Consider the following 24877-nt stretch of genomic DNA (forward strand, 5'->3'; position numbering starts at 1 on the left):
CAAGGGGCGGACAACCGGGCACGTCCTGGAGGACGATGAGGCCATGTCCGAGAGCGTCTCGGTGCGCTGTCCGGTCTGCCGGCGCGAGCACCTCTATGCGGCGCCGTCGTACCCGTGCGAGTGCGGCGCCCCGGTCTGCCCGCCGCTGGACCGGCACGGCACGCCCACGGCCGTCGCCCACCAGGTCTGGGACGAGGCGTGGGTCTGCGTGGAGTGCGCGGTCTGCGGCCGCAAGGCCGAGTGGCCCCAGCCGGAGCTGGGCTGTGGCTGCGGGACGGTCCTGCGGATTCCGGTGGCCGGGGAGACCTGCTCGTGGCCGGAGCCGGAGGTGAACGCCGAGGTGGACGCCCACGCTCCCCCACGGCGCGCCTTCCAGCCGATCACGATCCGCACCGCGCGTGACGCGGTCACCGTGGCCGCGCTGTATCTGCGCTGGCTCGGCTACGAGGACATCCGGCGCGCGGACCAGCGGCCGCCGTCCGGCATCGGTCTCGCGGCCCGCGGGCTGCTGGCCCAGGTGGACCCGACCGTGCGGCCGGCCTCACCGCGGGACGTGGAGTGCCTGTGGCTGACGGCCATGACGGAGTCCGCGCGCTGCGTGTACTTCTCCCTGGCCGGCTACACCCCCGCGGCCCGCGTCCAGGCCGACTCCCTCGGCGTCCCCCTGTTCGTCCTGGACCTGACGGGCACACCGCAGCCGGTGAACAGCCTGGCGGACGAACTGGACGGCGGGTAGGCCTCCGGCGGTGGTGGGGCGGCTGGGTGCAGGTGGCCAGGGGCGGGAGCGAGAGGGGCGGCTGGGTGCAGGTGGCCAGGGGCGGGAGCGAGGGGGGCGGCTTCGTGTCGCCGGCCGGACACGGACACCGGCGCTCCCCCCGCCCGACGGCGGAGCGCAAACACCGGCCCCCGACAACCGGACGCAGACACCAACGCCCCCCACCCCAAGACCGAGCACGGACACCAGCGCTCCCCCGACGGCCGCCGGCACGAGTGCCGCTGCGGGGCCCTCCGGCTCTCAGTCCCCCGCGTACGTCTCCCGCAGCTCCACCTTCCGTACCTTCCCGGACACCGTCATCGGGAAGGCGTCGAGGATCTTCAGCCGGCTCGGGACCTTGTAGTGCGCCAGCCGCCCCTCGCAGAAGCCGCGCAGTTCCTCCAGGGTCGGAGGGTCCGCCGGGTCCCGCGGGATGACGCAGGCCAGCACCTCCTCGCCGTAACGCTCATGGGGGACGCCGACCACCTGGACGTCCGCGATCTTCGGGTGGGCGTAGAGGAACTCCTCGATCTCGCGGGGGTAGATGTTCTCGCCGCCCCGGATGATCATGTCCTTGATGCGGCCGACGATCTCGACGTACCCGTCCTCGCGCATCGTCGCCAGGTCGCCGGTGTGCATCCAGCGCCCCTGGTCCACGGCCTCCGCCGTCTTCTCGGGCTCGTTCCAGTAGCCGAGCATCACGCTGTAGCCGCGGGTGCACAACTCCCCCGCCGTGCCCCGGGGCTGGGTGACCCCGGTCGCCGGGTCGACGACCTTGACCTCGATGTGCGGCAGGACGCGGCCGACCGTGCCGGTGCGGTGCTCCAGGTCGTCGTCCCTGCGGGTCTGCAGGGACACCGGGGACGTCTCCGTCATGCCGTAGCAGATGGACACCTCCGCCATGTGCATCTCCGCGACCACCCGCTTCATCACCTCCACCGGGCAGGGCGAGCCCGCCATGATGCCGGTGCGCAGGGAGGAGAGGTCGTACGTGGCGAAGTCGGGGAGGTTCAACTCCGCGATGAACATGGTCGGGACGCCGTAGAGCGAGGTGCAGCCCTCCTGCTGGACCGCGCGCAGGGTCGCCGCCGGGTCGAAGGAGGGGGCCGGGATGACCATGCAGGCGCCGTGCGAGGTCGCCGCCAGATTGCCCATCACCATGCCGAAGCAGTGGTAGAAGGGGACCGGGATGCAGATCCGGTCCTGCTCGCTGTAGGCGATCAACTCACCTACGAAGTAGCCGTTGTTGAGGATGTTGTGGTGGGAGAGGGTGGCCCCCTTGGGGAAGCCCGTGGTGCCCGAGGTGTACTGGATGTTGATCGGGTCGTCGCAGGACAGCTCCGGGTGCACCGCGTCCGGCACGGCCCGCCCGAGCAGCGCCTGCCAGCTCGGGTCGCCGATGTAGACGACCTCCCGCAACTCCCGGCACCTGACCCGCACTTCGTCGACCATCGCCCGGTAGTCGCTGGTCTTGTGGCTGAGCGAGGCGAACAGGAGCGAGATCCCAGCCTGGTTGAGGACGTACTCGACCTCGTGGGTGCGGTACGCCGGGTTGATGTTCACCATGATCGCGCCGATGCGGGCGGTGGCGTACTGGACGAGCACCCACTCGGGGCAGTTGACCGCCCAGATGCCCACCCGGTCCCCCTTGGCGACACCAGACGCGAGCAGCGCGGACGCCAACTCGTCGACGTCGGCGCCGAATTGCGCGTAGGTCCAACGCCTCCCCGACGGCACGTCGACGAGCGCCTCGCGCTCCGGCCAAGTGGCGACGGCCCGGTCCAGGTTGGCCCCGATGGTGTCGCCGAGCAGCTCGGTCGTGCTCACCCCGTGCGTGTACGAGTTCACCGGAAGTCCTCCTCGCGGTACTCCGCGTCCGACCCCGCCGCCGTGGCCTCACGCAGCTCGATCCGACGGATCTTCCCCGACACCGTCTTGGGCAGCTCCGCGAACTCAAGGCGCCGGATCCGCTTGTACGGCGCCAGCGCCTGCCGGGAGTGCTCGAACAGCACCTTGGCCGTGTCGGGGCCGGGCTCCCAGCCCTCCGCCAGCACGACGTACGCCTTCGGGACCGCGAGCCGCAGCTCGTCCGGCGCGGGCACGACTGCCGCCTCGGCCACCGCCTCGTGTTCGAGGAGCGCGCTCTCCAGCTCGAAGGGGCTGATCTTGTAGTCGGATGCCTTGAAGACGTCGTCGCTGCGGCCGATGTAGGTCAGATACCCCTCCTCGTCCCTCGACGCCACGTCGCCGGTCCGGTAGTAGCCGCCCGCCATCGCCTCCGCGGTGCGGTCCGGGTCGCCGTGGTAGCCGGTCATCAGGCCGACCGGCCGGGCCGACAGGTCCAGTGCGATCTCACCCTCGGTCGCGCCGGGCGCGCCGGACACCGGGTCGAGGAGCTCCACCTTGTAGCCGGGGCTCGGGCGGCCCATCGAGCCGGTCTTCAGCACCTGTCCGGGGCTGTTGGAGACCTGCACGGCGGTCTCGGTCTGGCCGAAGCCGTCCCGGATGGTGATGCCCCAGGCCCGCCGGACCTGCTCGATGACCTCGGGGTTCAGGGGTTCACCGGCCGCGACCACCTCCCGGGGCGGCGTGCGCAGCTGGGTCAGGTCGGCCTGGATGAGCATGCGCCACACGGTCGGCGGGGCGCAGAAGGTGGTGACCTGGGCCCGGTCCATCTCGGACATCAGCCGCCCCGCGTCGAAGCGTGTGTAGTTGTGGATGAAGACGGTCGCCTCCGCGTTCCACGGCGCGAACAGGTTGGACCAGGCGTGTTTGGCCCAGCCGGGCGAGGAGATGTTGAGGTGCACGTCACCGGGCTTGAGCCCGATCCAGTACATGGTCGCCAGGTGCCCGATCGGGTACGAGGTGTGCGTGTGCTCGACGAGCTTGGGCCGGGCCGTCGTCCCGGAGGTGAAGTAGAGCATCAGCGGGTCGTCGGCCAGGGTCGGACCGTCGGGCAGGAACTCCTCGGCGGCGGTGTACGCGTCCTCGTACGGCTGCCAGCCCTCCGGTACCCCGCCGACCGCGATGCGCGTGTAGTCGCCGGGCACCTCGTCGAACTTGGCGGCGTCCTCGGCCCGCACCAGGACATGCCGCACCCGGCCGCGCTCGACGCGGTCGCGCAGGTCGGCCGGGCCCAGCAGCGGGGTCGCCGGGATGACGACGGCCCGCAGCTTCATGGCGGCCAGGGCCGTCTCCCACAGCTCGGCCTGGTTGCCCAGCATGACGAGGATGCGGTCCTCGGCCTGCACCCCGCGCTCGCGCAGCAGGTTGGCGACCCGGTTCGAGCGTTCGGCCATCTCGGCGAAGGACAGCCGGATCTCGCTGCCGTCCTCCTCGACGATGTGCAGGGCGGTGCGGTCGTTGCCCTCGGCGATGACGTCGAACCAGTCGAGCGCCCAGTTGAAGTGCCGCGGGCGGGGCCAGGTGAAGCCCTCGTACGCCGTGGCGTAGTCCTCGCGGTGCTGGAGCAGGAAGTCCCGCGCCCCGCGGAAGTCCTCCGTGGCCGTCATGTTGCGTCCTCCTCGTACCGGACCATTGCCGGGCGGCTCTCTGCCATCGTGTAATCCGTGATGCAGGTCTCACTACCCCCGAACGGGGGTGTGTGCCGCGGTGAGGGGACGAACAGGTGACAGTGGACGCGGCCGGCGCGGTGGAGATCCGGCGTGCGCTCGCGCGGCTGCGGCGCACCACGGGCCTCCCGGTCGCCTTCGGCGGTCTGGTCGAGGCCGGGCGCCCGCGGATACGGATCAGCGAACTGAGCGGTACGGCCACCACCTCGCTCCTCGCACTCGCGGTGACCTCGGGCAACGGCCTCGGCGGCAAGACCGTCGCGCTGGCCCGCCCGTGCGCCGTGGCGGACTACTCCCTGTCCCGGCAGATCAGCCACGAGTACGACGCCGCCGTCGCCGCGGAGGGGCTGCGCTCGGTGCTGGCCGTGCCCGTGGTCGTACGGCGCCGGGTGCGGGGCGTGCTGTACGGCGCCCTGCGCGACGCCCAGCCGCTGGGCGACCGCACGCTGTCGGCGGCGGTGGACGCGGCACGGGACGTGGAGCAGGCGCTGGTCGTCGGCGACGAGGTACGGGACGTGCTGGTGGCGGCGCGGGCCGAGCCCGGTCAGGGCGACGCCGCGGCGTGGGAGCAGGTCCGGGAGGCCCACACGGCGCTGCGGGCGCTGGCCTCGCGGATCGGCGACCCCGCGCTGCGGGCCGAGTTGCTCGACGCGTGCGCGCTCCTGACCGGCGACGCCGTACCCGCGAAGGAGGTGGCTCTGGCCCCTCGTGAGCTGGACGTCCTGGCCTGCGTGGCAGCCGGGGCGACGAACGCCGTGGCGGCGGACCGGATGGGCGTGGGTGCCGAGACGGTCAAGGCGTACCTGCGGTCGGCCATGCGGAAGCTCGGGGCCAGGACACGGGGCGAGGCGGTGGTCGCCGCCCGCCGGGCGGGACTGCTCCCGTAACACTTGTACGCACATCATTCATTCGCGGGTACTTTGAATTTGTCCATGCGGTACGTGTTGTTATATCCCTCACCACATCTTCCAGCCGAATTTCAAAGCACCTTGCCTAATATTGGCCAGGACACGACACAGGGAGGGGAGCGGTGACCGTGCCACGCGACTTCCAGGAGCCTGCGAGATGCCGCCCTGACCTGGTCATCGGCCGGGACGAGCTGTTCGGCCAGGCCCGTGAACAGCTGACCCGCGGCGGCAGCGTGCTCCTGCACGGCCCCGCCGGAATAGGAAAGTCGACCGTCCTGCGGGCCCTGGCCGCGGAATGCGGCGAAGCGGCCCACACCGTGTTGCGCTGCTCGGCCACCGAGTCCGAATCCCACCTCCCCTTCCTGGCCCTGGCCGACCTCTTCGGCCTGGTCCTCGACGACATCTCGGACAAGCTGCCCGCCGCCCAGCGCACCGCGCTCGAATCGGCGCTGACCGGCCGGGGCGAGTCCACCCTCCAGCGCGACGGCCTCGCCCTGCGCCTGGCGGTGCTGTCGGCGCTGCGCGCCCTCGCCGCCGAGGGGCCGGTCCTGGTCGTCGCCGACGACGTGCAGTGGCTGGATCCGGCCAGCCTGGAACTGCTCGGCTTCGCCGCCCGCCGGCTCGGCGACATCCCCGTACGGATGCTGTGCGCGGTCCGCACCGACGGCCCCGAGTACGACCGCCATCTACGCGTGTTGCCGCCGGACAGTCTCGCCGTCCGCTTCAACCCGCTCACCCGCGCCCAGACGGCCGCACTGCTCGACCACCGGGGCTACACCGGCCTCCAGCGCTCCACCGTCCGGGACATCCACCGCACCAGCGGCGGCAACCCGTTCTACGCCCTGGAGCTGGGCCGCGCGCTCACCGAGAACCCGACCCCGCCGCGCCCCGGCGAGCCGCTGCCGGTGCCCACCTCGCTGCGGGCCCTGGTGCTCAGCCGGCTGGAGATGCTGTCCGAGGAGGCCCGGCGCACCCTCCTGGTGGCGAGCGCGGGCGCCCGTCCCACCCCGGCCCTGCTGCACGCGGCCGGGCGCGCGGACGCCGAGGCCGAGATGGCCCAGGCGGCCGCGCTTGGCCTGCTCGCGACGGAGGCCGAGGGCCCCGCCGTACGCTTCGCGCATCCGCTGATCTCGGCCGCGCTGTACGCGGAGGCGCCCGCACAGGAACGGCGGGACGCGCACCGGGCGCTGTCCACGGCCGCCTCCGACCCGATCGAACGGGCCCGCCACCTGGCCCTCGCGACCACCGGCGCCGACCCGGAGGTCGCCGCCCGGCTCGCCGAGGCCGCGGCCCTGGCCCGGGACCGGGGCGCGCCCTCGATGGCCGCCTCCCTCGGGCTGCTGTCGGCCCGGCACACCCCGGCCGACAGTGTGCCCGCTCCGGACGTACGGCGGCTCGCGGCGGCCGAGGACGCGATCACCGCCGGTGAACTGGATCTCGCCCGGGACATCGCCCGGGACGTGCTCACCCGGGCCACCGTGCCCGCGGACCGGGTGCGGGCCTGGATCATCGTGATCGACACCGCGGGCCACGCCATGACGGAGGTCGACGCGGTCTTCCCGCAGGCGCTGGCCGACGCGGGCGACGACCCCGAACTGCTCGCCCTGATCCGCTACCAGCTGGCCTGGCGGGCGCTGCTCGTCGAGGGCGACTTCGACGAGGCGCGCGGGGAGGCCGCACGCTCGGCGGCGCTGGCCGCGCGGGCCGGCGACCGCTACAACGAACTGATGGCGCTGTCCTTCCAGGCCCAGCTGGAGACCCTGATGGGCCATCCGGACGCCCCCGCGACCATCAAGCAGGCCCTGAAGGAGCCCCAGGACCCGCGGGTGGCCTGCCATCACAACGGCGCGGGCTACTCCCGCTTCCGCTGGCTGATCATGAGCGACCAGTTGCCCGAGGCCCGGGCCACGGTCACCGCGCTGCTGCGCGAGGTGCGGCGGCGCGGGTCGGTCGAGAGCGAGGTGCACTTCCTGCGCGGGGTGGCCGAGACCGAGTTGCGCTCCGGGCACTGCGGGCGGGCCCTCGACCTGGCCCGGGAAAGCCTGATGATGGCCCGGGACACCGGGATCGGCGAGGTGGCCTCGGCCGTGCTCGCCTCCCTCGCCGAGGCCTCGGGCGGCAGTGTCGAGCGGGCGCTCGAACTGGCCCGGGAGGCGGTCGACCACGCCGAGGAGAACGGCGACCAGATGTACGAGTCCCGGGGCCTGACCGCCCTCGGGTACGCGCAGCTCGTCGCCGGGGACGCGCCGGGGGCGGTGCGATCGCTGCGCCGGGTGCGCGAGCTGGAGCACGGCCTCGGCATCACCGATCCGGCGCGCGGCCGCTGGCAGGGTGACCTCGCCGAGGCCCTCGTACGCGTCGGGGAGACCGGCGAGGCGCAGGACGTCATCGACGTGACGCGGGTGAACGCGCTGCGGCTGGGCCGGGAGAGCGTGCTGGCCGTACTGGACCGGGCCGAGGCCCTGGTGCGGGCGGCGCGGGGTGAACACGACGCGGCGCTGGCGCAGTTGACGTCGGTGCAGGACCGTCTCGCCAAGTTGGGCCACGGCCTGGAGGAGGCCCGCGCCGCCTTCGCCCAGGCCCAGTTGCGCACCCGACGGCCCGGTCCGACCTCGTACGACGAGGCGGCCCGGCTCTTCAGGCGCTGCCGGGCGCTGCCGTGGCTGCGTCAGGTGGAGGCGGCCGCACTGGCCCGGCCGGTGGAGCCGGAGCCCGCTCCCACACTCGCGCCGGACGGACTGGACAGCCTGGAAGGGCTCGCCTCGATGGAGCGTCAGGTGGCCGCACTCGTCATGGAGGGCGCCACCAACCGGGAGATCGCCGCGCGGCTGTTCATCAGCGTGAAGACGGTCGAGGCGACGCTCACCCGGGTCTACCGCAAGCTCGGGATCCGTTCCCGGGTGGACATCGTCCGGCTGGCTGCGGGCCGACGGCCGTAGCCGAGGGGTCGTCAGAACAGCTTCTCCCGGGGCCGGCCGAAGGCCGACCGAGGGTTTTCCCTGCCCAACTCCCTTAGGGGGTTCCCTCATTGGGAAGGTGAACTTCCGCGTTCTAGCTTATGAACATGCCGCTCGCCCGGGCATACGGGGGTCGGTCCCGCGACCCCCGTGTACCACCCCCCACACCCGCGCGACCCCCCACCGGCACTCCTTGAGGAGACTCACCGATGTTCGGTCTCACCCGTGCGAAGAAGGCCGGCGCCGTGGCCCTGGCAACCGCCGCTGCCGCCGCCACCGCGTTGCTCGGCGCCCCCACCGCCGTCGCCGCCCCCCAGCCCATCGTCGGCGGTACGACGACGACCACGACCTCGTACCCGTTCATGATGCAGATCACGGACGCCTCCCAGAACCAGTTCTGCGGCGGCACCCTGGTCTCCGCGACCAAGGTGGTCACCGCGGCCCACTGCATGGTCGGCGAGACCACCAGCAGCGTGAGAGTCGTCGGCGGCCGCACCTACCTCAACGGCACCAACGGCACGGTCAGCCGGGTCAGCAAGATCTGGATCAACCCGAGCTACACGGACGCCACCAACGGTGACGACGTGGCCGTGCTGACCCTGTCGACCTCGATGCCGTACACGACGGCGTCGTACGTCTCCTCCTCCCAGACGAGCGTGTACGCGGCCGGCACCACGGCCCGCATCCTCGGCTGGGGCACCACCTCTTCGAACGGCAGCTCCTCCAACCAGCTGCGGACCGCGACCGTCCCGATCGTGTCCGACTCCAGCTGCAGGAGCTCCTACGGTTCGGACTTCGTCCAGACCGACATGGTTTGCGCCGGATACACCTCCGGCGGCACAGACACCTGCCAGGGCGACAGCGGCGGTCCCCTGCTCATCGGGGGCGTCCTGGCAGGGATCACTTCATGGGGAGAGGGCTGCGCGCAGGCCGGTTACCCGGGTGTCTACACCCGGCTGACCACCTTCTCCAGCCTCGTGACCACGCAGGTCAACTCGTAGGTCCCCAGAGATTCCTGAGGATCCCTCAGGTGAGAGACCGGGGGCGTTGCGGGCCACCACGAGCGGCCCGCAGCGCCCCCTATCCATGTGTGCCGGGACCAGGGGGACCCGGGAGACTCACAGGGACGGTCGGGTCGTAGGGACGGTCAGTGGGGTACGACCGTCCCGAACCGGATGTCGTACGGCGTCCCCGGGTGGAGCGTGGCGAGCATCCGCTCCCCCTCGGCGGTGACGTCCTCCCGCTGCGCCTTGGTGAGCCGGTCGAAGGGCTCGACGACGAGCGCGTCCGCGGTGAGTTTCCAGACGCCCGCGAGGAAGCCGTCGACGAGGAGCGTGCAGTAGGCCTGGTTGCCCTGCCAGCTGCGGCCCCAGTGCTCCTGCGGCACCACGCGGGTGCGGTCGGCGTGGGAGAGCAGCAGATTGTCGAACTCCGGCAGGAAGCGCGGCGGGGCCGGGGTGTCGCCGGCGGGGCGGGGCGCGTCGGGCAGGTCGAAGAGTTCGACGCCGTTCTCGTCGCGGAAGACCCGCAACTGGGGCCTGAGCCGCTCGAAGGCGTCGCGGAGGCGGGTGAGTCCTGCCCAGGTCTGCATGTCCTTCACGGAGGCGGGGCCGAAGGCGGCGAGATAGCGCAGGACGGTGGCATCGGGGGTGGGGACGGACTCGGCCGGGCGGCCGAGCCAGTGCTCGGCCGTGGTCAGCGCGACCTGGCCGCTCCTGCCCCACAGTCCGCGGGGGGTGACCTGGACGAGGGGGAGCCTGCAGCGGGCGGCGATGGCGAGAGCCTGCGGATCGGCGTCCGGCCACTCGACGAGGAGGGCCTCGCGCAACTGCTTCATGGTGCGCGGCTCGGCCTCGACGAGCTCCCGCGCGAGAAGGGCGAGCCGGTCGAGGTCGACGCCCTCAAGTCCCTTGCGGAAGTTGGTGAGTTCGCGGTCGCGGGCGGGCTGCACGAGAGGCCGCAGGGTGAGGCAGTCCTCGGCGGTGTGGGTGTGGATGGTCGAACGCATGGTGACGATCCGGACGACTTCCCGATCGGCCATCAGCTCCGACAGCGCCTCGGGGGTGAAGCCTTCGAGGCGGGCGGCGAGCGCGTAGTACGGCGGCTTGACGTTCTGGGCCTGGAGGCCGAGCAGATGCCCGACGGCGGCCTTCGCGGACAGACCGGACCGGCGCAGGAGCAGCTGCCGGTCGAGGGTCGCGCGGTTGAGGGCGCGGATGCCGAGCACGGGGGCCGACGTGGTCGTCTTCGTCATGAGAAACACGCTAGACCCGCTTGCGGACAGGTCTTGTCCGCAACTCTCACCGCGTCCTCGCGCGGTCCTCCCCACGATGTCATTTGCCCCGTATACCCTGCTCCGTGATCACGCCGACATCGGCCGACCCGAGAGCGAGAGGCAGCCACGATGTCCGAGCGACGCGCCCGACCCGCCCCGAAGAACTCCGGCGCCAAGAACTCCGGCGCCAAGAACTCCGGCGCCAAGGGCTCCAGGAAGTCCGTCTGGCGCCGCGCCCTGACCCCGCCCTCCGGATCTTCCGACGCTCCGGCGCCCGCCGACGAGCCACCCGCCTCCGAGACTGCCGAGCCGCCGAGCATCGTCCAGGCGGCCCTGTACCGCGACGGCGTACGCGTGTCCTCCCCCGCGACTCTCGCCGACACCTTCCGTGAACTGCGCGAACAGCCGTCCGGCATGGCCTGGATCGGCCTGGCCCGCCCTCCCGAGAACGAACTCCTCTCCCTGGCCGAGGAGTTCGACCTGCACCCGCTGGCCGTCGAGGACGCGATGGAGGCACACCAGCGCCCGAAGCTGGAGCGCTACGGCGACACGCTCTTCGTGGTCCTGCGGGCGGCCCGCTATCTGGACGCCCCCGAGGAGGTCGACTTCGGCGAGCTGCACGTGTTCGTGGGCCCGGACTTCGTGATCACGGTCCGGCACGGGGCGGCCCCCGACCTGTCGGCGGTGCGCCACCGCATGGAGAAGACACCGGAGTTGCTGAAGCTGGGCCCCGAGGCCGTCCTCTACGCCATCCTGGACGCGGTGGTCGACGGCTACGCGCCGGTCGTCGCGGGCGTCCAGAACGACATCGACGAGATCGAGACGGAGGTCTTCCGCGGCGACCCGGAGGTCTCCCGCCGCATCTACGAACTCTCCCGCGAAATGGTCGAGTTCCAGCGCGCGACCCGGCCCCTGGTCAGCATGCTGCACGCCCTGATGGCCGGCTTCGCCAAGTACGGCACGGACGAGGAACTGCAACGCTATCTGCGGGACGTGGCCGACCACGTCACCCACACCAGCGAACGAGTCGACGGCTTCCGCCAGGCCCTCACCGACATCCTCACGGTCAACGCCACTCTGGTCACGCAGCAACAGAACGCGGAGATGCGGGCGTTGGCGGAGGCGGGGTTCGAGCAGAACGAGGAGATCAAGAAGATCTCGTCGTGGGCGGCCATCCTGTTTGCTCCGACGCTGGTAGGAACCATCTACGGGATGAACTTCGACCACATGCCGGAGCTGAGCTGGAGGTTCGGGTATCCCTTCGCGATCGGCTTGATGGGGGTTGTCTGCACCACTTTGTACGTTATTTTCAAGCGACGGGACTGGCTCTGAGCGGCGATCTTGGACCGGCCCGTAGGGTGCTTCGATGCCTTTGCTGAACCTGCGGCACGCGGCTCGTGCGATCGTTCTGGACGGGGAGGACCGCATCCTGCTCTGCAGGTTCGTGCTTCCGGAGAGGGTGGTTTGGGCAACTCCCGGAGGAGGGATCGAGGCCGGCGAGTCACCTCGGGAGGCGTTGCGCCGCGAGCTGCGCGAGGAGATCGGGCTCGTGATCGACGGAACTCCGCCGCTCGTGTGGCAGCGGAAAGTCGTCGGGCCCGGCTATGTGAGCGGGTATGACGGCGCGATTGAGGACTACTTCCTCGTCCGCACTACTGCCTTCCGGCCGGACGGAGCGTTGTCGAGTGACGAGTTGGCCGCTGAAAACATCACGGGTTTCCGCTGGTGGCGCCTGTCAGAGATCGCCGACTATCAAGGATCGGATCTCTTTGGACCGCGTGATCTTGCGGATCCACTCACTCGATTGATCAAGGACGGAGTCCCCGATCAGCCACTGAAGCTTGGGCTGTAAGTCTGGTCGCTCGTTTTCGTCGGGTCTCATGCGGCGTCTCTTGCGCTGGGCCGGACTCAGTTCCATCGGCCGGCTCAGAGGCATGAAGGTGTCCGTGGTGCCGGGCTTCCTCCCGGCTGACCCAACTGCCCTTTGTGCGCCGCGTGATGGTGGCGGTAGCGGACTGCGCCAGTGTGCGAGCGGGAGCACTGCCTGCACGCGTACGGCCTGCGACAGCCGCTGGACGAGCGGCATCGTCCACACACATCGTGATCGTCTTGCCCCGCATTTTTCCGACCACGCCGTCACCAACTGTGAGCAGCGACCCAAAGGTTGCCTGTCGGCCGAGCCGGGCTCCGAGAGGAAGACGGTTGCCGTTTGGCAACTATAGTCATGAGGCAAGAAAGTGAGGTCGGACGTGCAGGGGAAGGAACCCGGATGTGCAAGTGGACGGAGGCCGCTCCGTTCGCTGACCACCGGCACGAAACGGCGGTGGCGAGTCCGGTGCTGCGGCGTTCCGCTCAGGCGGTCTGGCTGCCTGAGCCCTGGGCGTCGTGGATCCGGGCTGCCGCCACGTCACAGAACGCTTCGAGTCCCCGCAGCAGTGCGCCCCTGTGGGCGGCGGGCATCTGGTCGAGTACCGCCCGCAGCGCCTCCTCCCTGCGTGCGCGCAGGTCGACGAGGAACTCACGGCCGCGGCTGCTGAGGTGCAGGCGCACCTCGCGCCGGTCGGTCGGGCTCACCACGCGCTCGACGAAGCCGGCGGCCTGCAGGCGGTCGCACAGCCGACTGGTCGAGGGCGGCGTGGACGCGAGGCCGTCCGCGAGGGTGCGCAGGTTGATGTCGTCGTGGTGCTCGAGAATGAGCAGTACACGCAGCTGGGAGGCGGACACGGGCATTGTCGAGGCCCGGCCCCACAGGACTTCCAGCAGCTCCGCGGCCGTCGAGGTCACGCGCGCGACCTCGTCTGGCTCTGAGCGGGGGCGGAAGGAAGTCACAGTCACTCTCTCGCAGGCACCGGGGTGACGGTCAGCGTACTAAACGAGATGGCTGGCCAGGGATGGGCCGGACATCAGGCGCCGCCCTATCGCAGGGCGTCATTCCGTGCATGCGGTCTGTCAGCATCCGATGAAAGATTGGTGTGTTTACCATCGTGAACAGATTTGTGACCGCCGAGCGCGCTCTGCGTACGGCGGCGCCCCATCAGTTGCTCGACGCGGTCCGTCGTGTGCTCGCTGAGCAGTACGCGGCGGACTCCGTCGAGCTCTTCATGGCCGACTACGGCCTGACGGTGCTGCAGCCGGTGTCCGTGCTGCCGGACACCCTGGAGCCGGTGTCGGTGCACAACAGCCCGGCCGGCCGCGCCTTCGGTGCCCAGGAGCCGTTCATCGAGGGCCTCGCGGACGGCCTGGTCCGCGTGCACCTCCCTGTCACCGTGCGAGGAGACCGGCTCGGCGTCCTGTCGGTGACCCTGCCCGGCGGGGACCATGCGCGCGGTTGCCTGAAGGAGCTGGCGGAGATCGCCGAAGTGCTCGGGCATGAGGTGGTCGTGGCCGAACGGGACATGGACCTCTACCTGCAGGCGCGCCGCAAGGACCGGCTGACCCTGGCCGCCGAGATGCAGTGGCAGTTGCTTCCCGGCCGTTCCTGCGCCCGCCCGGAATTCGAACTGGGAGCCCAGCTGGAGCCCGCGTACGCGATCTTCGGCGACAACTTCGACTGGTCGGCGACCGCCGACCGGCTGATGCTGTACGTCTCCAACGGCATGGGCGAGGGGATCGAGGCTTCGCTGCTGACGAACCTGGCCATCAACGCCCTGCGCAACGCCCGGCGGGCGGGCATCTCCCTCGCCGACCAGGCGGCCCTAGCCGACCAGGCGGTCTACGCCCACTACCGGGGCCGCTGCTATCTGTCCGTCCTCATGTTCGACTTCGACCTGGTCAGCGGGCGGGCCCAGGTCGTGGACGCCGGTTCCCCGCAGTTGCTGCGCCTGCGGGGCGGCACGGTGGAGCGCGTCGCCTTCGAGGCGCAACTGCCGCTGGGCATGTTCGAGGAGACCGACTACGCGACGCAGGAGTTCGCGGTCGAGCCCGGCGACCGCCTCGTCTTCGTCAGTGACGGGGTCTACGCGGTCGCCTCCCCCAGGGGCGAGGCGTACGGGGATGCCGCGCTGGCCCGTGCGATCCAGTCCACCCGGCTGCTTCCCGCCGCCGAGGTCCCCCGGGCCGTCCTGCGGGAGCTGACGGGTCACCGCGGCCAGTCCGTACCGCACGACGACGCCCTGGTGGTCTGTCTGGACTGGCGCGGGCGGCCGGCATGACGGCCGTCACGCGAGCCGCCCAGGTTTCTGCCTGAGCGGTGCCAAACGACTGGTGCAGGAGTTCGCCATCGACAGCCGGCCCGGTCAGGGCACCACCGTTACCGTCGCCGCCTGGGCCTCCGGCGTGCCCTCACCCCGGCCGGGCTCGGGGTGAGCCGGGTATGGGACATCCAGCGCGGTCTTCCGCACTCGTTCCGACTACGGGCTGAGCGTCCTGCCACCGCTCTCCCACCTCCGCACACCGGCCGGGACGGCGCGGCACACGGACTGACGCGTTGACTTCTCTCACCGGTCCGGATTCTCCGACCGTGGCAATGCAGCATCCTGCGCACTGAGAAAGGCCTTCAGCCCACGACTCAGCGCGACCCTGTCACCCGGTTCCATCCCCCTCAATGCGACCGCCAGAGCCTGCACTCGACGCCCGACCACATCGCCGATCACATGCCGGCCAGGTGGGGTCAGGCTCAGCTGTACCTCGCGGCGTCTGTGCGGGTGGGACGCGCGTTCCAGCAGGCCGGCCGCCTCAAGGCGGTCGCACAGCCGACTGGCCGTGGGAAGCCCGATGTCCAGCCGCTCCGCCAGCGACGTGAGGTTCAGGCCCGGCGTCACCTCCAACGCACGCAGCGCCCTGAACTGATGCGAGGACAACCTCAGCGCCGCATCCTGCGCAGCGACGGACCACAGGTCCGCCAGTCTCCCCACAGCGTCGGCGATTTCCAGCGCGACGGCCTCAGGCTCATCACCCGGTCCCTTCGCCTGGTCTTCGCCGGGACCGTCGAGATGCGTCACGAACGAGTCACTTTCAGTAAACCCGGGTCCATGCAAATGCCATGCTCATTCAAACGCGGTACCCGAAGAGCAGACGCCCAAGCAACCGCTGTTGTGTGCGATCACTGAACGGGCCCATCTGCCCCTGCCCTGCGCTGATCACCAGACCCGCTCGCGGCCCGCCGCCTGGAGGACTGTCCGGGGGCATGAGGGCGCGGACGGCGGTGCCGTTTCCGCCCGGACGTCTTCGCGGCGGCGTGGCACCCGCAGGTCATCGACGCTCTGCTGCAGACGGCCAGGAATCCCGGCAACCGGGCTGGCGGCACGCCTACGGCGAGATCCCGCAGAGCGTCGCAGGGTGCGCCGGTCCAAGACAACCCCTTACAGAACCAGGCGGGTCAGCCGGCTGGATACACTTCCCCGTCGGGAGGAGCTGTTCCTCTGCCCGCGCCGGGATGGTCGGCAGGCGGCTTGATGTGAAGGAGTCCGAGCGTGGATGCCCCACATGCGGTGGGCGGACCCGGCCCGGTGGCGCCCGGGAGGGCCGCGTTGGAGGTGAGCCCGTTGCCCGGTGGTCGTTCTGGGATACGTGCCCGCGGTGAGATCAGCGTCCTCACGCGTCCGTCGTGGGAGCAGGCCCTGACACAGCTGGCCCGGCGGCACGCGGGCGTGTCGTACGTGGAGCTGTCGGATGTGGCGTTCGTCGACGTGGCCGGGGTGACCGCGCTGGCGCTCACCGCCATGAACCTGCCTGACGGGAGGGTTGTGGTCGAGAATCCCCCGCCGCAACTGCCGCGGGTGCTGGAGATGTTCTGGCCGGACCTGGACCGGATCGAGGTGGCTTCGTGATGAGCACGGTGACCACCCACGAGGCATTCGTGCACCCCGCCCTGTTCTACCGCACCGATCAGGAGTACACGCGGCAGACGGCGGCGTTCCTGCGCGAGGGCCTGACCAACGGTGAGCCGATGGCCGTGGCGGTGCCCGGCCCCAACCTGGAGCTGATCAAGGCAGGTCTGGGCTCGGACGCCGAGGGCATCCTGTTCCTGGACATGACCGAGGCCGGCCGCAACCCGGGGCGGATCATCCCCAAGGTGCTGCGCGGATTCGCCGACGCCCACCCGAACGGGCGGGTACGGATCATCGGCGAGCCGATCTGGGCGGGGCGCAGCGCGGTGGAGTACCCGGCGTGCGCGCAGCACGAGGCGCTGATCAACGCCGCGTTCGAGGGCCGGGCGGTGACGATCCTGTGCCCCTACGACGAGGTGCGGCTGGATCCGCAGGTGATCGCCGATGCGAAGGTCACCCACCCGACCCTCATCAGCGGGGAGGGCCATGAGTCGGTCAGCGACGTCTACGACTGGCAGGCGGTCGTCGACCGGTACAACCAGGAGCTGCCGCCGGTGCCGGACGCCGCTGCCTTCTCCTACGGCGGGGAGGACCTGCCGGCTGCCCGCCAGTTCGCTCTCGCTCAGGCGATGCGACTGGGCATGGCCGGGCAGCGGCTGATGGATGTGGAGCTGGCGGTCGCGGAGCTGACGACCAACAGCGTGGTCCACGGCGGAGGCCGCGGGACCCTCGCGGTCTGGGCCGAGCAGGAGCAGCTCGTGATCGAGGTCCGCGATGCGGGCCTGCTGACCGATCCGCTGGCCGGCCGCCGCCCGCCGAAGCCGGGCCAGTTGGGCGGCCGGGGGCTGATGCTGGTCAACTACGTGTCCGATCTGGTGCGCGTACACACCGGCGACGAGGGCACGACGGTGCGCATGTACCTCAGCCTGTAACCGCACGCGTGGGCGGCCCCCCTGTTCGGGCGGGCGGCCGCCCGCCCTGCGGAACTTGCATCAGCTGCCCAACGACATCGTCTGTGCCGCATCGTCTGTGCCCGCGCGCAGGCCGAAGACCGCCTCATCGAGAAGGACCTCGGCCTCCGCCAGGTCGCCCCCGGCGACGTGCTCGACAGCCTGCCGCATACGAGCGGTTCAACGAGGCTGCTTCTTCTTGATGTTTCCGATGTAGAGGTAGCAGGCCCCGTAGATGCAGACGGTAAGGAGCAGGAGCACCCAGCCGCCTGAGTTGCCCGCCGCGATCAACGCCACGGACAGGATGACTCCGGCCACGGCGAAGAGCGATGCGAACAGCATCCACCGCTTTACTGCCGCACGCTGTTCCATGGACCATCCGACATTCGGCATGTGCACTCCTTCGGTAGGGGTCCGGGGCCGGACCGAACCTGGGCCGGCCCCGGACATCGGGGTCTAGCCTCCGCTGACCGCGTTGGAGGCGATCTGCCCCACACTCCACGAGATGGCGTAGCAGCCGGCCGCGGCTCCCAGTGAGCCTCCCAGCGTCGCGGGTGCGGACGCGGCCACGGCGGCGCCGCAGGCCGCTCCTGCCAGGCCACCGGCCACCACCCCGGCGACATCGCCCCACAGCGCCCGGGCGTCTCCCTGATACAGATGCACGGCGCCCGTCGCGAAGTCTCCGACCGGGCCCAGTGCGCCCGCTACGGAACTGAGGCTGAGGGTGCCCTGGGGATCGATGCGGTTGACGGGGTCGCCCTCGGCGTACAGGTAGGGATTCTCCTCCAGGCCGGAGGGGTCGGGCTGGGTGAAGCGGCCGATGTTGGCGTCGTAGTAGCGGGCCTTCAGGTGGTACAGGCCGGTGGGATCCTGGTAGTTGCCGGCGAACCGGAAGGGCTGGGCGACCGGCTCGGATGACTGGGCCAGAATGCGTACACCGCGGGGGCTGTAGGTGTAGGTGTCGACCTTGTTGCCGTCCTCGTCGGCGAGGCCGACCACGCTGCCGATCGCGTCGGTGAGGTAGAAGTACGTCTTGCCCCCGGTCGTCATGGAGTTCAAGGTGCCCCCGGGCTCGCGGTTGAAGCCCATGTCCACGCCGGCTGTCGTCTTGGCCGAGAGGCCGAGCGGGCCGTTGTGGAAGAAGGTGTCGCCGAGGCGGATGCGTTCGCTCTGGTCGGTCGAGCCGTACTGTCCGGCGTAGGTCTTGCCGTTGACGCTGATCGAGCTGAGCTGGGAGTGGTCGCTCCAGGTTTCGCCGGTGCGGAGGTAGTCGTCGGTGGAGGCGGCGGCGGTCTCGTTGCCGATCGCGTCGTAGGACCAGGTGCCGGTGGTGCTGGACTTGCTGGTCAGCTGCTGGGCGTCGTTGTAGGTGTAGGTGGTGCCGCGCGGGCATCCCTGGTCGGTGCCCTGGGAGGTGAGGTTGCCGGCCAGGTCGTAGCAGTACTGCCAGGAATCGGCGATCGTGCCGGCCTTCTCCTCCTTGGCGTAGGAGAAGCGGCCCGCCCCGTCGTAGGTGTACGTGCGTTTCAGCCCGGTCGTGTTGTCGGTGCTGGTGCGGATCTTGGTGCCGTCGGTGGCGCTGTTCGTGCCGTAGCCGTACGTGTAGGCCAGGTCCACCAGGGTGCCCTGGTCGGAGGTCACCTTGATGGTCTGCGGCCGGCTGGACTTGTCGAGGCCGACCTTCTGCAGCGTTCCGCCGGGGTACGTGGTCGTCTCACGGACGTCGTTGTTGTCGTAGGTGTACTTGGTGATGCGGCCCTGCGGGTCCTTCAGCTGGGCAAGCTTGTTGACCTCGTTCCAGGTGTAGTCGGTCGTACCGGCCGGGTCCTGGTAGTAGTCGACGTTGCCGGCCGGGGTGTAGGCGAGCAGGGTCTGGGAGCCGTCCTGCAGGTGGCGGACCGTCTCGCGCTGCAGCGGATCGAACTCGTACTTGATGACGCCGGTGCCGTCCGAGCGCTGTGCGAGGTTTCCGTCACCGTCGTACCAGTACTCCACCCGGGCCTTGTTGGTGGAGTCGACGACGCGGATGCGGTCGAGGTTGTCGTAGGTGTAGGTGACGGTCACCCCGCGGGCGTCCGTCAGGGACTTGGTGCGGCCCAGTTCGTCGTAGGTGTAGGTCGTCCTGTCCAGCGGAGCCGGGGGCTTGGACCACTCGAGGTTGCCCTTGGCGTCGTAGTGGAAGTCGGTGGTGACCGTTTTCGTCGACGACATCTTCGTCTTCTGCGCGCAGCGCTGGCCCTCGAAGCCGCCGCAGGTGGGGGTGGCGGGGTTGTAGTCGTAGGACACGCTGCCGCCGCCGGTGCCGGTCTGTGCCACGGACTTGGTGTTGCCGGCTGTGTCGTAGGTGAAGGCGGTCTTCTCGCCGTCGGCGCTGGTGGAGTCCTTGGGTACGTCTGCGCCGGCGATGCTCTGCCAGGTGTTGACGGTCTTGCCGCCGGTCGGCAGAGAAAGGCTCTCCAGGTTGTTGCGGGTGTTGAAGCCGTAGTCGGTGACGTTGCCCGGGGTCGTGCCCGAGCCCATCGCGTCGGTGGCGGTGTCGAGGTTGTGGTTCGCGTCGAACTTCGTGGAACGCTTGTGCTGGAGGGCGTCCAGGACCTCGGTGACCTGGCCGTCGCCGTCGTGGGTGTACTTGGTGGCGTGCAGCTCCGGGTCGGTCGCGGTGGTGCTGCCCGCGGCGGTCGGCGCGGCGGCGCTGTAGCCGTAGGTCCACGTGGGTCCGGTGTGGCCGTCACTGTTGAAGCCGGTACCGCGCAGCATGGACGTGACACGGTTGGTGTCGTCGTAGGTGAAGACGGTGACCCGGCCTTCCGCGGTGGTGATCTTGTCTACGCGGCCTGAGGTGTCGTACCGGAAGGTGACCGTCTTGCCTTCGGCGTCCGTGGTGGTGGCCAGGTTGCCGTTCGCGTCGAGGTTGAACACGGCCGTGCGGCCCGTGTTGTCCTTGGCCTGCCACTGCGAGGCGCTCGTCTTGAGCAGGTCGACGAAGCGGCCGGAGCGGGTCTCGGTGAGCTTGAACCCCTTGTGCTCGCTGCCCTCATCGTGCTGCGTGACGGTAATGGTGCCCTTGTTGCGGTCGGTGACCTTGGTCAGCGTCCCGTTCGCGTTGTAGGTGTCCTTGGCGCCCGACTTCCACTTGGTGAGTGTGTAGGTGCCGTCGGCGTTCTTCTTCAGGTCCTGTGAGTAGCCCTTGGGTGTGGCGAAGGTGCCGTCGCTGTTCTTGCTGAAGCGGACGGTGGCTCCCGAGGCGTCGTAGAAGACGATCTCGTTGGAGGTGATGGCCAGGTAGCGCTCGTACTGCTGCCACCAGCGCTGGGAAACCTTTCCCCAGGGGGCGTCCAGCGAGTTGTAGGTCCGGGCCAGGGTCAGGCGCTGTCCTACGCCGGCGATGTCGAAGTCGGTCGCCGCCAGCATCAGGTTGCCGGTGGAGTAGTCGATCCGTGCGGTCAGCGCGTCGGTGATGGCGAACTTGGTGTAGCGATGCCAGGGGACGTCCCCCTGTCCCTCCGGCACCACGCTCAGGATCGCGGCATCGGCATCACTGGCGGCCGCGGACGCCTTCGTCTTTCCGGAGCCGCCCTTGGCCCGCTCGGCCTGCTCGCGCGACCAGGGCACAAGCTCATCGCTCGTCGGGTTGGTGGCCGCTTTGGATGTCCCGGGCTTGTTCGAGCCGACCTTCACCGCCGGCATGCTGAAGTCGGGGCTGTCCGAGCCCCACACCGTGGCAGGTTTGGTGTCGTCTGCCACCGCGCTCGCGCCCGGCAGTATCGATGCGGACAGCGCGGCGAACGTGACAAAAGCCAGTGCCGGCAGGCGGGTGGATCTCTTGCGGGCACGCCGCGGCGGCATGCCGAAGACACGCGGATGCATGGCTTCCCCCCATAGAAAGCAGATCCCAGCAACCCCATCGGTCACTAGGCGCCCACAACCTGTCACAGCAATCGCACAAGAGATCGGGCCGTTCCCGTGTTCCCGTCCACCATGCGGGTGGGAACCGGCCCCTCCTCTTCAGCTGGACAAAGGGTTCAGAAGGTGTGACGGGCGGCGGATCTCCCCCGGTCGAGGCGCCATGAGCGGGGCCTTCGCCATGGGGAGTTGACCGAAAGCTTTCCATCCGACAACTATTGAGCTCACGTCGCGGCACCTGCCCTGCCCCGACGGCCGAGCTGAGCTGCCCGCCCTGCCGGGCGCCGCTTGCCCGGGGGCATGGCCCGCGCGAGGATCCGCCTCATCATGTACACCGGCGCAAAAGAGACGAGTTGACCGTCTCCTGCATCCACCTGCAGGAAAACGAGAGAAAAGCTTTCCATCTGACAACAATCAGACTGGAATCTGTCAGACTCGTGACGCCACATGCGCCTCGCGGGCGGCTGGGTGCTACTTCATCGTATGTTCAACAGGGGGCCGGCCGTGCCGTGGTGGTGGAAGCGAAGACGTACTGAACCCACTTCGACGCACCCGGCCCCTCTCTTGGCTATCGGGTTGACTCAGGCCGACTTCCAGTGCCTCGTCCGTGTGATAGAGCATGCACGTGAGCGACTGGAAGACGCTGAGGACAGCACACCGGAGACAGTCCGCAACGCCTCGGGCGCTGAGCTGCTGTCACTGCTCTACCCGCGTGTCGGCACGGCTGTCGCCCACGACTGCGATGTGGCGATGCTGGCGTCCGAGATCCGCTACTTGGAAGCTGCTGTCGTCAACTTGGAGTCGTACGGCGGACACCAGTCGGTGCTGTGCGAGGGGTACACGCTCTTGGAGCGGATCGACTCCCTCAGGAGTGACGAACGGCAGGCGCAGCTGATCGACGGCATACTCACTCTGCCGCGGTCGGCTCCACGGGCCCCGTGCGACTGGTGAACGCCCCATGACCAGCGGATCTCGGTGATTGCATCAGACCCCGCCCCACGGCGGAACGCATACATGCCAAGGGCGATCAACCACAGCCAGCACGAGGGCCCCGCGCCTGCCTGGTCGAGGAGTTGGCGGCGCCGTGGCAGGCCGGGGTCGAGGGTCGTCGCCATGCTGCGGGAGGCGGGGTCCGCGAGCGGGCCGCGGAGACCGACGCCCGCCTCCAACTGGTCAGCGTCGAACGGCTGGTGGCCACGCTGAGCCATCTGCGGCACGACCTGTCGCGCGCGGTGCTCGGCCTGCTGTTCGGCGTCGACCGCTCCACCGTCACCCGCGCGATCGCAGAAGTACGCACGGCTCCCTGCGGATCGAGCATGCGCCGTCCCCGACCGTCCTGCCTGCGCCTTCGGACGCTGACGGATGTGTTCGCCTACGCCCAGGCCGAAGGCATCGAGCCGCGCCTGGACGCCACGGAGATCCAGGTCCGCCGGCCACCGGCCCTGCGGCCTGGCCGTATGCACGATGCCGCAGCCGCCCGCAACGAAGGCATCGCCGTCCGCTTCCAGCATTGTTCCTGAGCCGCGACCACCGCGGACAAGCGATCACACCGCCCAGAAACCTGCTCACCGGTCCGCCTGCACCGACGGCACTCAGGCCCAGGGGCTGACCACCGTGAAGGAGCTGTCGGCGCGGAACGTGTCGGTGTTCTGGTAGGGGTCCACGCGCAGGGCGTAGTCGTAGTGGCGGATGTAGCGGCCGGGGTAGTTGTACGACTCCAGGCGGACGGAGCCGGAGGCGCTGCCCGGGCGGGCGCAGTAGGTGGCGTCCTTCTTGAAGGTCTCGGTGCCGTTGCTGCTGTCGAAGCGGACCCGGAAGTCCCAGTGGCGGAGATAGCGGCCGGAGGAGTCGCGGAAGGAGTAGCAGTTGGCGTCGGCGAGGCCGGGTACGACGGTGAAGGTGGCGCTCTGCTTGACGGCGGTGCTGCTGGAGGTGCCCACCGGGTCGATGTAGCCGAGGCTGTCGGTGCGTACCACCGCGTACCGGTCGGGGTAGTTGACCGACCGCAGCGACCTGGAGGCGTTGGCGGGCAGGGTGACACCGCCGGGGACTGTCTCCTTCAGCACGGTGGCGTGGCGGATGAAGCCGGACAGCCCGGGCACCTCGGTGGGCGCGGACCAGGTGGCGAAGTTGTCGTAACTGTCGCTGTACCAGTACTTTCCGGCGCGGTAGCCGTCGTAGTAGATGCGCCAGCCGCCGTTGTCGAGCTGGACCAGGGCCGGACCCTCGACCCAGTCGCCGAAGCCCGCCCAGTCGCCCGTCTTGCGCAGGGTGTACGGGCCGGTGAGGCTGGAGGCGGTGGCGTACTCGATGTACTTCGTCGTCTCGTTCTTGGTGAACGCGTGGTAGGTGGAGCCGACCTTGACGATGAAGGTGTCGATGTAGTTCGGGCCGATACCGGACAGCTGGGTGGGCGCGGACCAGGTGGTCAGCGCCGCGTTGGTCGCCGTGATCTTGTAGGCGGTGAAGTGGGTGGCGGTGCTCGCCGCCGTCAGGGACACGACGACGTTGACGCTGCCGTCGGTGTCGATGAACCACTCAGGTGCCCAGGTGCGGGTCAGCCCGCTGATCGGGATCGTGTAGTTGTACAGGAACGTCCAGTTGACCCGGTCGGCGCTCCGGGCGAAACCGATCGTGTTGCCCGTCCAGTCGGTGGTGTAAGTGAGGTAGTAGTAGCCGTCGGTGTGCTTGAAGATGCTGGGGTCCCGGATCAGCCCGGACGGCGGGGTGTAGGCAGGCCCTTTCTGCAGGGTGAATCCGGTGGCGTCCGGCGAGTCGTACACATACAGGTTCGACTCACTGCTGTTGGTGAACGCGGTCATCGTGTACCGCGTGGCCTGCCCGGCCGGCGGGGCGGCAGCTGTCGCGGTGCCCTCAAAAACGGCGCCGCCCAGCAGGACCAGCAGCAGCGGGCCCAGCAGGGCGAGCAGCTTTCTTACGGTTCTGTTCACTCTTCCTCCGGGCTCGGCCAGTCCGCGCGTTTGCTCGATATATCGAACGATGTGCGGAACTTCGAGCAGAAGATAAGTTTGGGCCGCGGTTTCGTCAACGTTTCCGGCGAGTACCGTCGGCGCATTTCCTGGCCACCCGGATATCGAAGAAGCCGCGGTGTCACACACGTTGACTTCCACACGGGACCCCCTTTACGTTCAGCGCCAACCCCGTCCGGCAATTCGACCCACGTTCGAAATATCGGCCATTCGCGGTGCGAGAGCGGTCCCGCCCCCGGAAGGAACCCACCCCCCATGCCCGCAACCACGTGCTTTCCAGGCGCGAGCCCTTCGCCAACCCCACTGCCTGGACACCGGACTTCGACGCCCTCGAGGTGCAGGCGGTGTCTCGCGTGGGAGAACCGCCCGTCCACGCGATGACTTCTGCAAAAGGACGGTTCTTGGACGTCACCCGACGACAGCTCGGCCGGCTCGCCGCGGTCGGCGCCGGGGCGCTCGTGCTGCCGCACCTGCTGCCCCCGAGCAGGGCGGCGGCGACCGTACCTCCGGCCGGCACGTGGGGCGACCAGGGCGACGGCACTCTGACCTACGGTCCGCCGATCACGCAGAACGCCGTGTGCCCGCGCACCACTTGGGATGCCAACGGAGTCAGCCGAAGCGGCACCGGCTACGTCGACGTCGACTCGGGGCAATACGCCATCGCGACCACCGGAGTCTGTCCCGTGCGTCAGCGTGCGCAGCGGCAAGGTCGCAGGCGTCCACCGTGCGTCGAACGCGGACGGCACCGCCGTCGGCCGGTCAAGCCACCAGTGGCAGCCGCGCCCGCAGACCGGGGGGCG

The 24877-nt window shown here is 69.7% G+C and carries 18 protein-coding genes and 2 pseudogenes; 12 read left to right on the forward strand and 8 right to left on the reverse strand.

The features are described from left to right. Positions 1 to 43: 43 nt before the first annotated feature. Positions 44 to 736 (forward strand): hypothetical protein, encoded by a 693-nt coding sequence (locus tag D1369_RS07840; RefSeq protein ID WP_037903818.1) that lies wholly within the window; start codon positions 44 to 46, stop codon positions 734 to 736. 279 nt (positions 737 to 1015) lie between these two features. Here the strand turns inward: D1369_RS07840 and D1369_RS07845 are convergent, their stop codons facing one another. Together D1369_RS07845 and D1369_RS07850 are read right to left on the reverse strand one after the other, a co-directional pair. Then, a complete protein-coding gene (locus tag D1369_RS07845) occupies positions 1016 to 2602 on the reverse strand; it encodes an AMP-binding protein (protein WP_007385692.1) in 1587 nt (528 codons plus the stop codon). Next, positions 2599 to 4266: an AMP-binding protein gene (locus D1369_RS07850; RefSeq protein ID WP_007385691.1), complete on the reverse strand. Its 1668-nt coding sequence runs from the start codon at positions 4264 to 4266 to the stop codon at positions 2599 to 2601. Before D1369_RS07850 ends, D1369_RS07845 begins: the two co-directional genes overlap by 4 nt. Positions 4267 to 4382: 116 nt before the next feature. Here D1369_RS07850 and D1369_RS07855 point away from each other — a divergent pair, with 116 nt between their 5' ends. The 3 genes from D1369_RS07855 (at position 4383) to D1369_RS07865 (ending at position 9192) form a co-directional block, all read left to right on the forward strand. After that, a complete protein-coding gene (locus tag D1369_RS07855) occupies positions 4383 to 5213 on the forward strand; it encodes a helix-turn-helix transcriptional regulator (protein WP_007385690.1) in 831 nt (276 codons plus the stop codon). A 143-nt stretch (positions 5214 to 5356) separates the two neighbouring features. Beyond that, complete coding sequence (locus D1369_RS07860) at positions 5357 to 8173, forward strand: LuxR family transcriptional regulator (protein WP_118082361.1); 2817 nt, start codon at positions 5357 to 5359, stop codon at positions 8171 to 8173. 227 nt (positions 8174 to 8400) lie between these two features. Further along, positions 8401 to 9192 carry a serine protease gene (locus D1369_RS07865; protein ID WP_007385687.1) on the forward strand — a complete coding sequence of 264 codons (792 nt, stop codon included), beginning with the start codon at positions 8401 to 8403 and terminating at the stop codon, positions 9190 to 9192. Positions 9193 to 9338: 146 nt separating this feature from the next. Here the strand turns inward: D1369_RS07865 and D1369_RS07870 are convergent, their stop codons facing one another. After that, positions 9339 to 10445, reverse strand: a complete 1107-nt coding sequence (locus tag D1369_RS07870) for a winged helix DNA-binding domain-containing protein (protein ID WP_037901870.1) — start codon at positions 10443 to 10445, stop codon at positions 9339 to 9341. A 150-nt stretch (positions 10446 to 10595) separates the two neighbouring features. On the opposite strand from D1369_RS07870, the gene D1369_RS07875 reads away from it, so the two are divergent. Both D1369_RS07875 and D1369_RS07880 read left to right on the forward strand, forming a co-directional pair. Next, positions 10596 to 11798, forward strand: a complete 1203-nt coding sequence (locus D1369_RS07875; RefSeq protein WP_007385685.1) for a magnesium and cobalt transport protein CorA — start codon at positions 10596 to 10598, stop codon at positions 11796 to 11798. A gap of 34 nt (positions 11799 to 11832) precedes the next feature. Next, the gene (locus tag D1369_RS07880) at positions 11833 to 12318 is read left to right on the forward strand and encodes an NUDIX domain-containing protein (protein WP_007385684.1); all 486 of its coding nucleotides are present in this window, start codon (positions 11833 to 11835) and stop codon (positions 12316 to 12318) included. A gap of 500 nt (positions 12319 to 12818) precedes the next feature. On the opposite strand, the gene D1369_RS07885 is transcribed toward D1369_RS07880, so the two are convergent. Further along, positions 12819 to 13301 (reverse strand): MarR family transcriptional regulator, encoded by a 483-nt coding sequence (locus D1369_RS07885; protein WP_007385683.1) that lies wholly within the window; start codon positions 13299 to 13301, stop codon positions 12819 to 12821. Between the two features lie 149 nt (positions 13302 to 13450). Between D1369_RS07885 and D1369_RS07890 the strand changes: the two genes are divergently transcribed. Together D1369_RS07890 and D1369_RS43740 are read left to right on the forward strand one after the other, a co-directional pair. Further along, entirely contained in the window at positions 13451 to 14617 is a 1167-nt protein-coding gene (locus D1369_RS07890; protein ID WP_037903816.1) for a PP2C family protein-serine/threonine phosphatase, read from the forward strand. A 31-nt stretch (positions 14618 to 14648) separates the two neighbouring features. Beyond that, positions 14649 to 14771, forward strand: a pseudogene (locus tag D1369_RS43740) (anti-sigma regulatory factor); the annotation flags it as partial. Positions 14772 to 14902: 131 nt separating this feature from the next. Here the strand turns inward: D1369_RS43740 and D1369_RS07900 are convergent. Then, the gene (locus D1369_RS07900) at positions 14903 to 15406 is read right to left on the reverse strand and encodes a MarR family transcriptional regulator (protein ID WP_007385681.1); all 504 of its coding nucleotides are present in this window, start codon (positions 15404 to 15406) and stop codon (positions 14903 to 14905) included. Between the two features lie 471 nt (positions 15407 to 15877). On the opposite strand from D1369_RS07900, the gene D1369_RS07905 reads away from it, so the two are divergent. Both D1369_RS07905 and D1369_RS07910 read left to right on the forward strand, forming a co-directional pair. Then, positions 15878 to 16234 (forward strand): STAS domain-containing protein, encoded by a 357-nt coding sequence (locus D1369_RS07905; protein WP_240436058.1) that lies wholly within the window; start codon positions 15878 to 15880, stop codon positions 16232 to 16234. Continuing rightward, positions 16234 to 17166 carry an anti-sigma factor RsbA family regulatory protein gene (locus D1369_RS07910; RefSeq protein WP_007385679.1) on the forward strand — a complete coding sequence of 311 codons (933 nt, stop codon included), beginning with the start codon at positions 16234 to 16236 and terminating at the stop codon, positions 17164 to 17166. The genes D1369_RS07905 and D1369_RS07910 overlap by 1 nt, the downstream gene beginning before the upstream one ends. Positions 17167 to 17364: 198 nt before the next feature. On the opposite strand, the gene D1369_RS07915 is transcribed toward D1369_RS07910, so the two are convergent. After that, on the reverse strand, positions 17365 to 17577 hold the full coding sequence (locus tag D1369_RS07915) for a hypothetical protein (protein WP_007385678.1): 213 nt from the start codon (positions 17575 to 17577) through the stop codon (positions 17365 to 17367). A 63-nt stretch (positions 17578 to 17640) separates the two neighbouring features. After that, the gene (locus D1369_RS07920) at positions 17641 to 20871 is read right to left on the reverse strand and encodes an RHS repeat-associated core domain-containing protein (protein WP_106433641.1); all 3231 of its coding nucleotides are present in this window, start codon (positions 20869 to 20871) and stop codon (positions 17641 to 17643) included. Between the two features lie 825 nt (positions 20872 to 21696). Here D1369_RS07920 and D1369_RS07925 point away from each other — a divergent pair. Both D1369_RS07925 and D1369_RS07930 read left to right on the forward strand, forming a co-directional pair. Next, on the forward strand, positions 21697 to 22038 hold the full coding sequence (locus D1369_RS07925; protein WP_158680175.1) for a hypothetical protein: 342 nt from the start codon (positions 21697 to 21699) through the stop codon (positions 22036 to 22038). A gap of 59 nt (positions 22039 to 22097) precedes the next feature. Continuing rightward, positions 22098 to 22645: pseudogene (locus D1369_RS07930) on the forward strand (transposase family protein); the annotation flags it as partial. Positions 22646 to 22679: 34 nt separating this feature from the next. Here the strand turns inward: D1369_RS07930 and D1369_RS07935 are convergent. After that, positions 22680 to 24038: a glycoside hydrolase family 43 protein gene (locus tag D1369_RS07935; protein ID WP_037901864.1), complete on the reverse strand. Its 1359-nt coding sequence runs from the start codon at positions 24036 to 24038 to the stop codon at positions 22680 to 22682. Between the last annotated feature and the right edge of the window lie 839 nt (positions 24039 to 24877).

It is taken from the genome of Streptomyces sp. CC0208, assembly GCF_003443735.1.
In the GTDB taxonomy this organism is placed as follows: Bacteria; Actinomycetota; Actinomycetes; order Streptomycetales; family Streptomycetaceae; genus Streptomyces; species Streptomyces sviceus.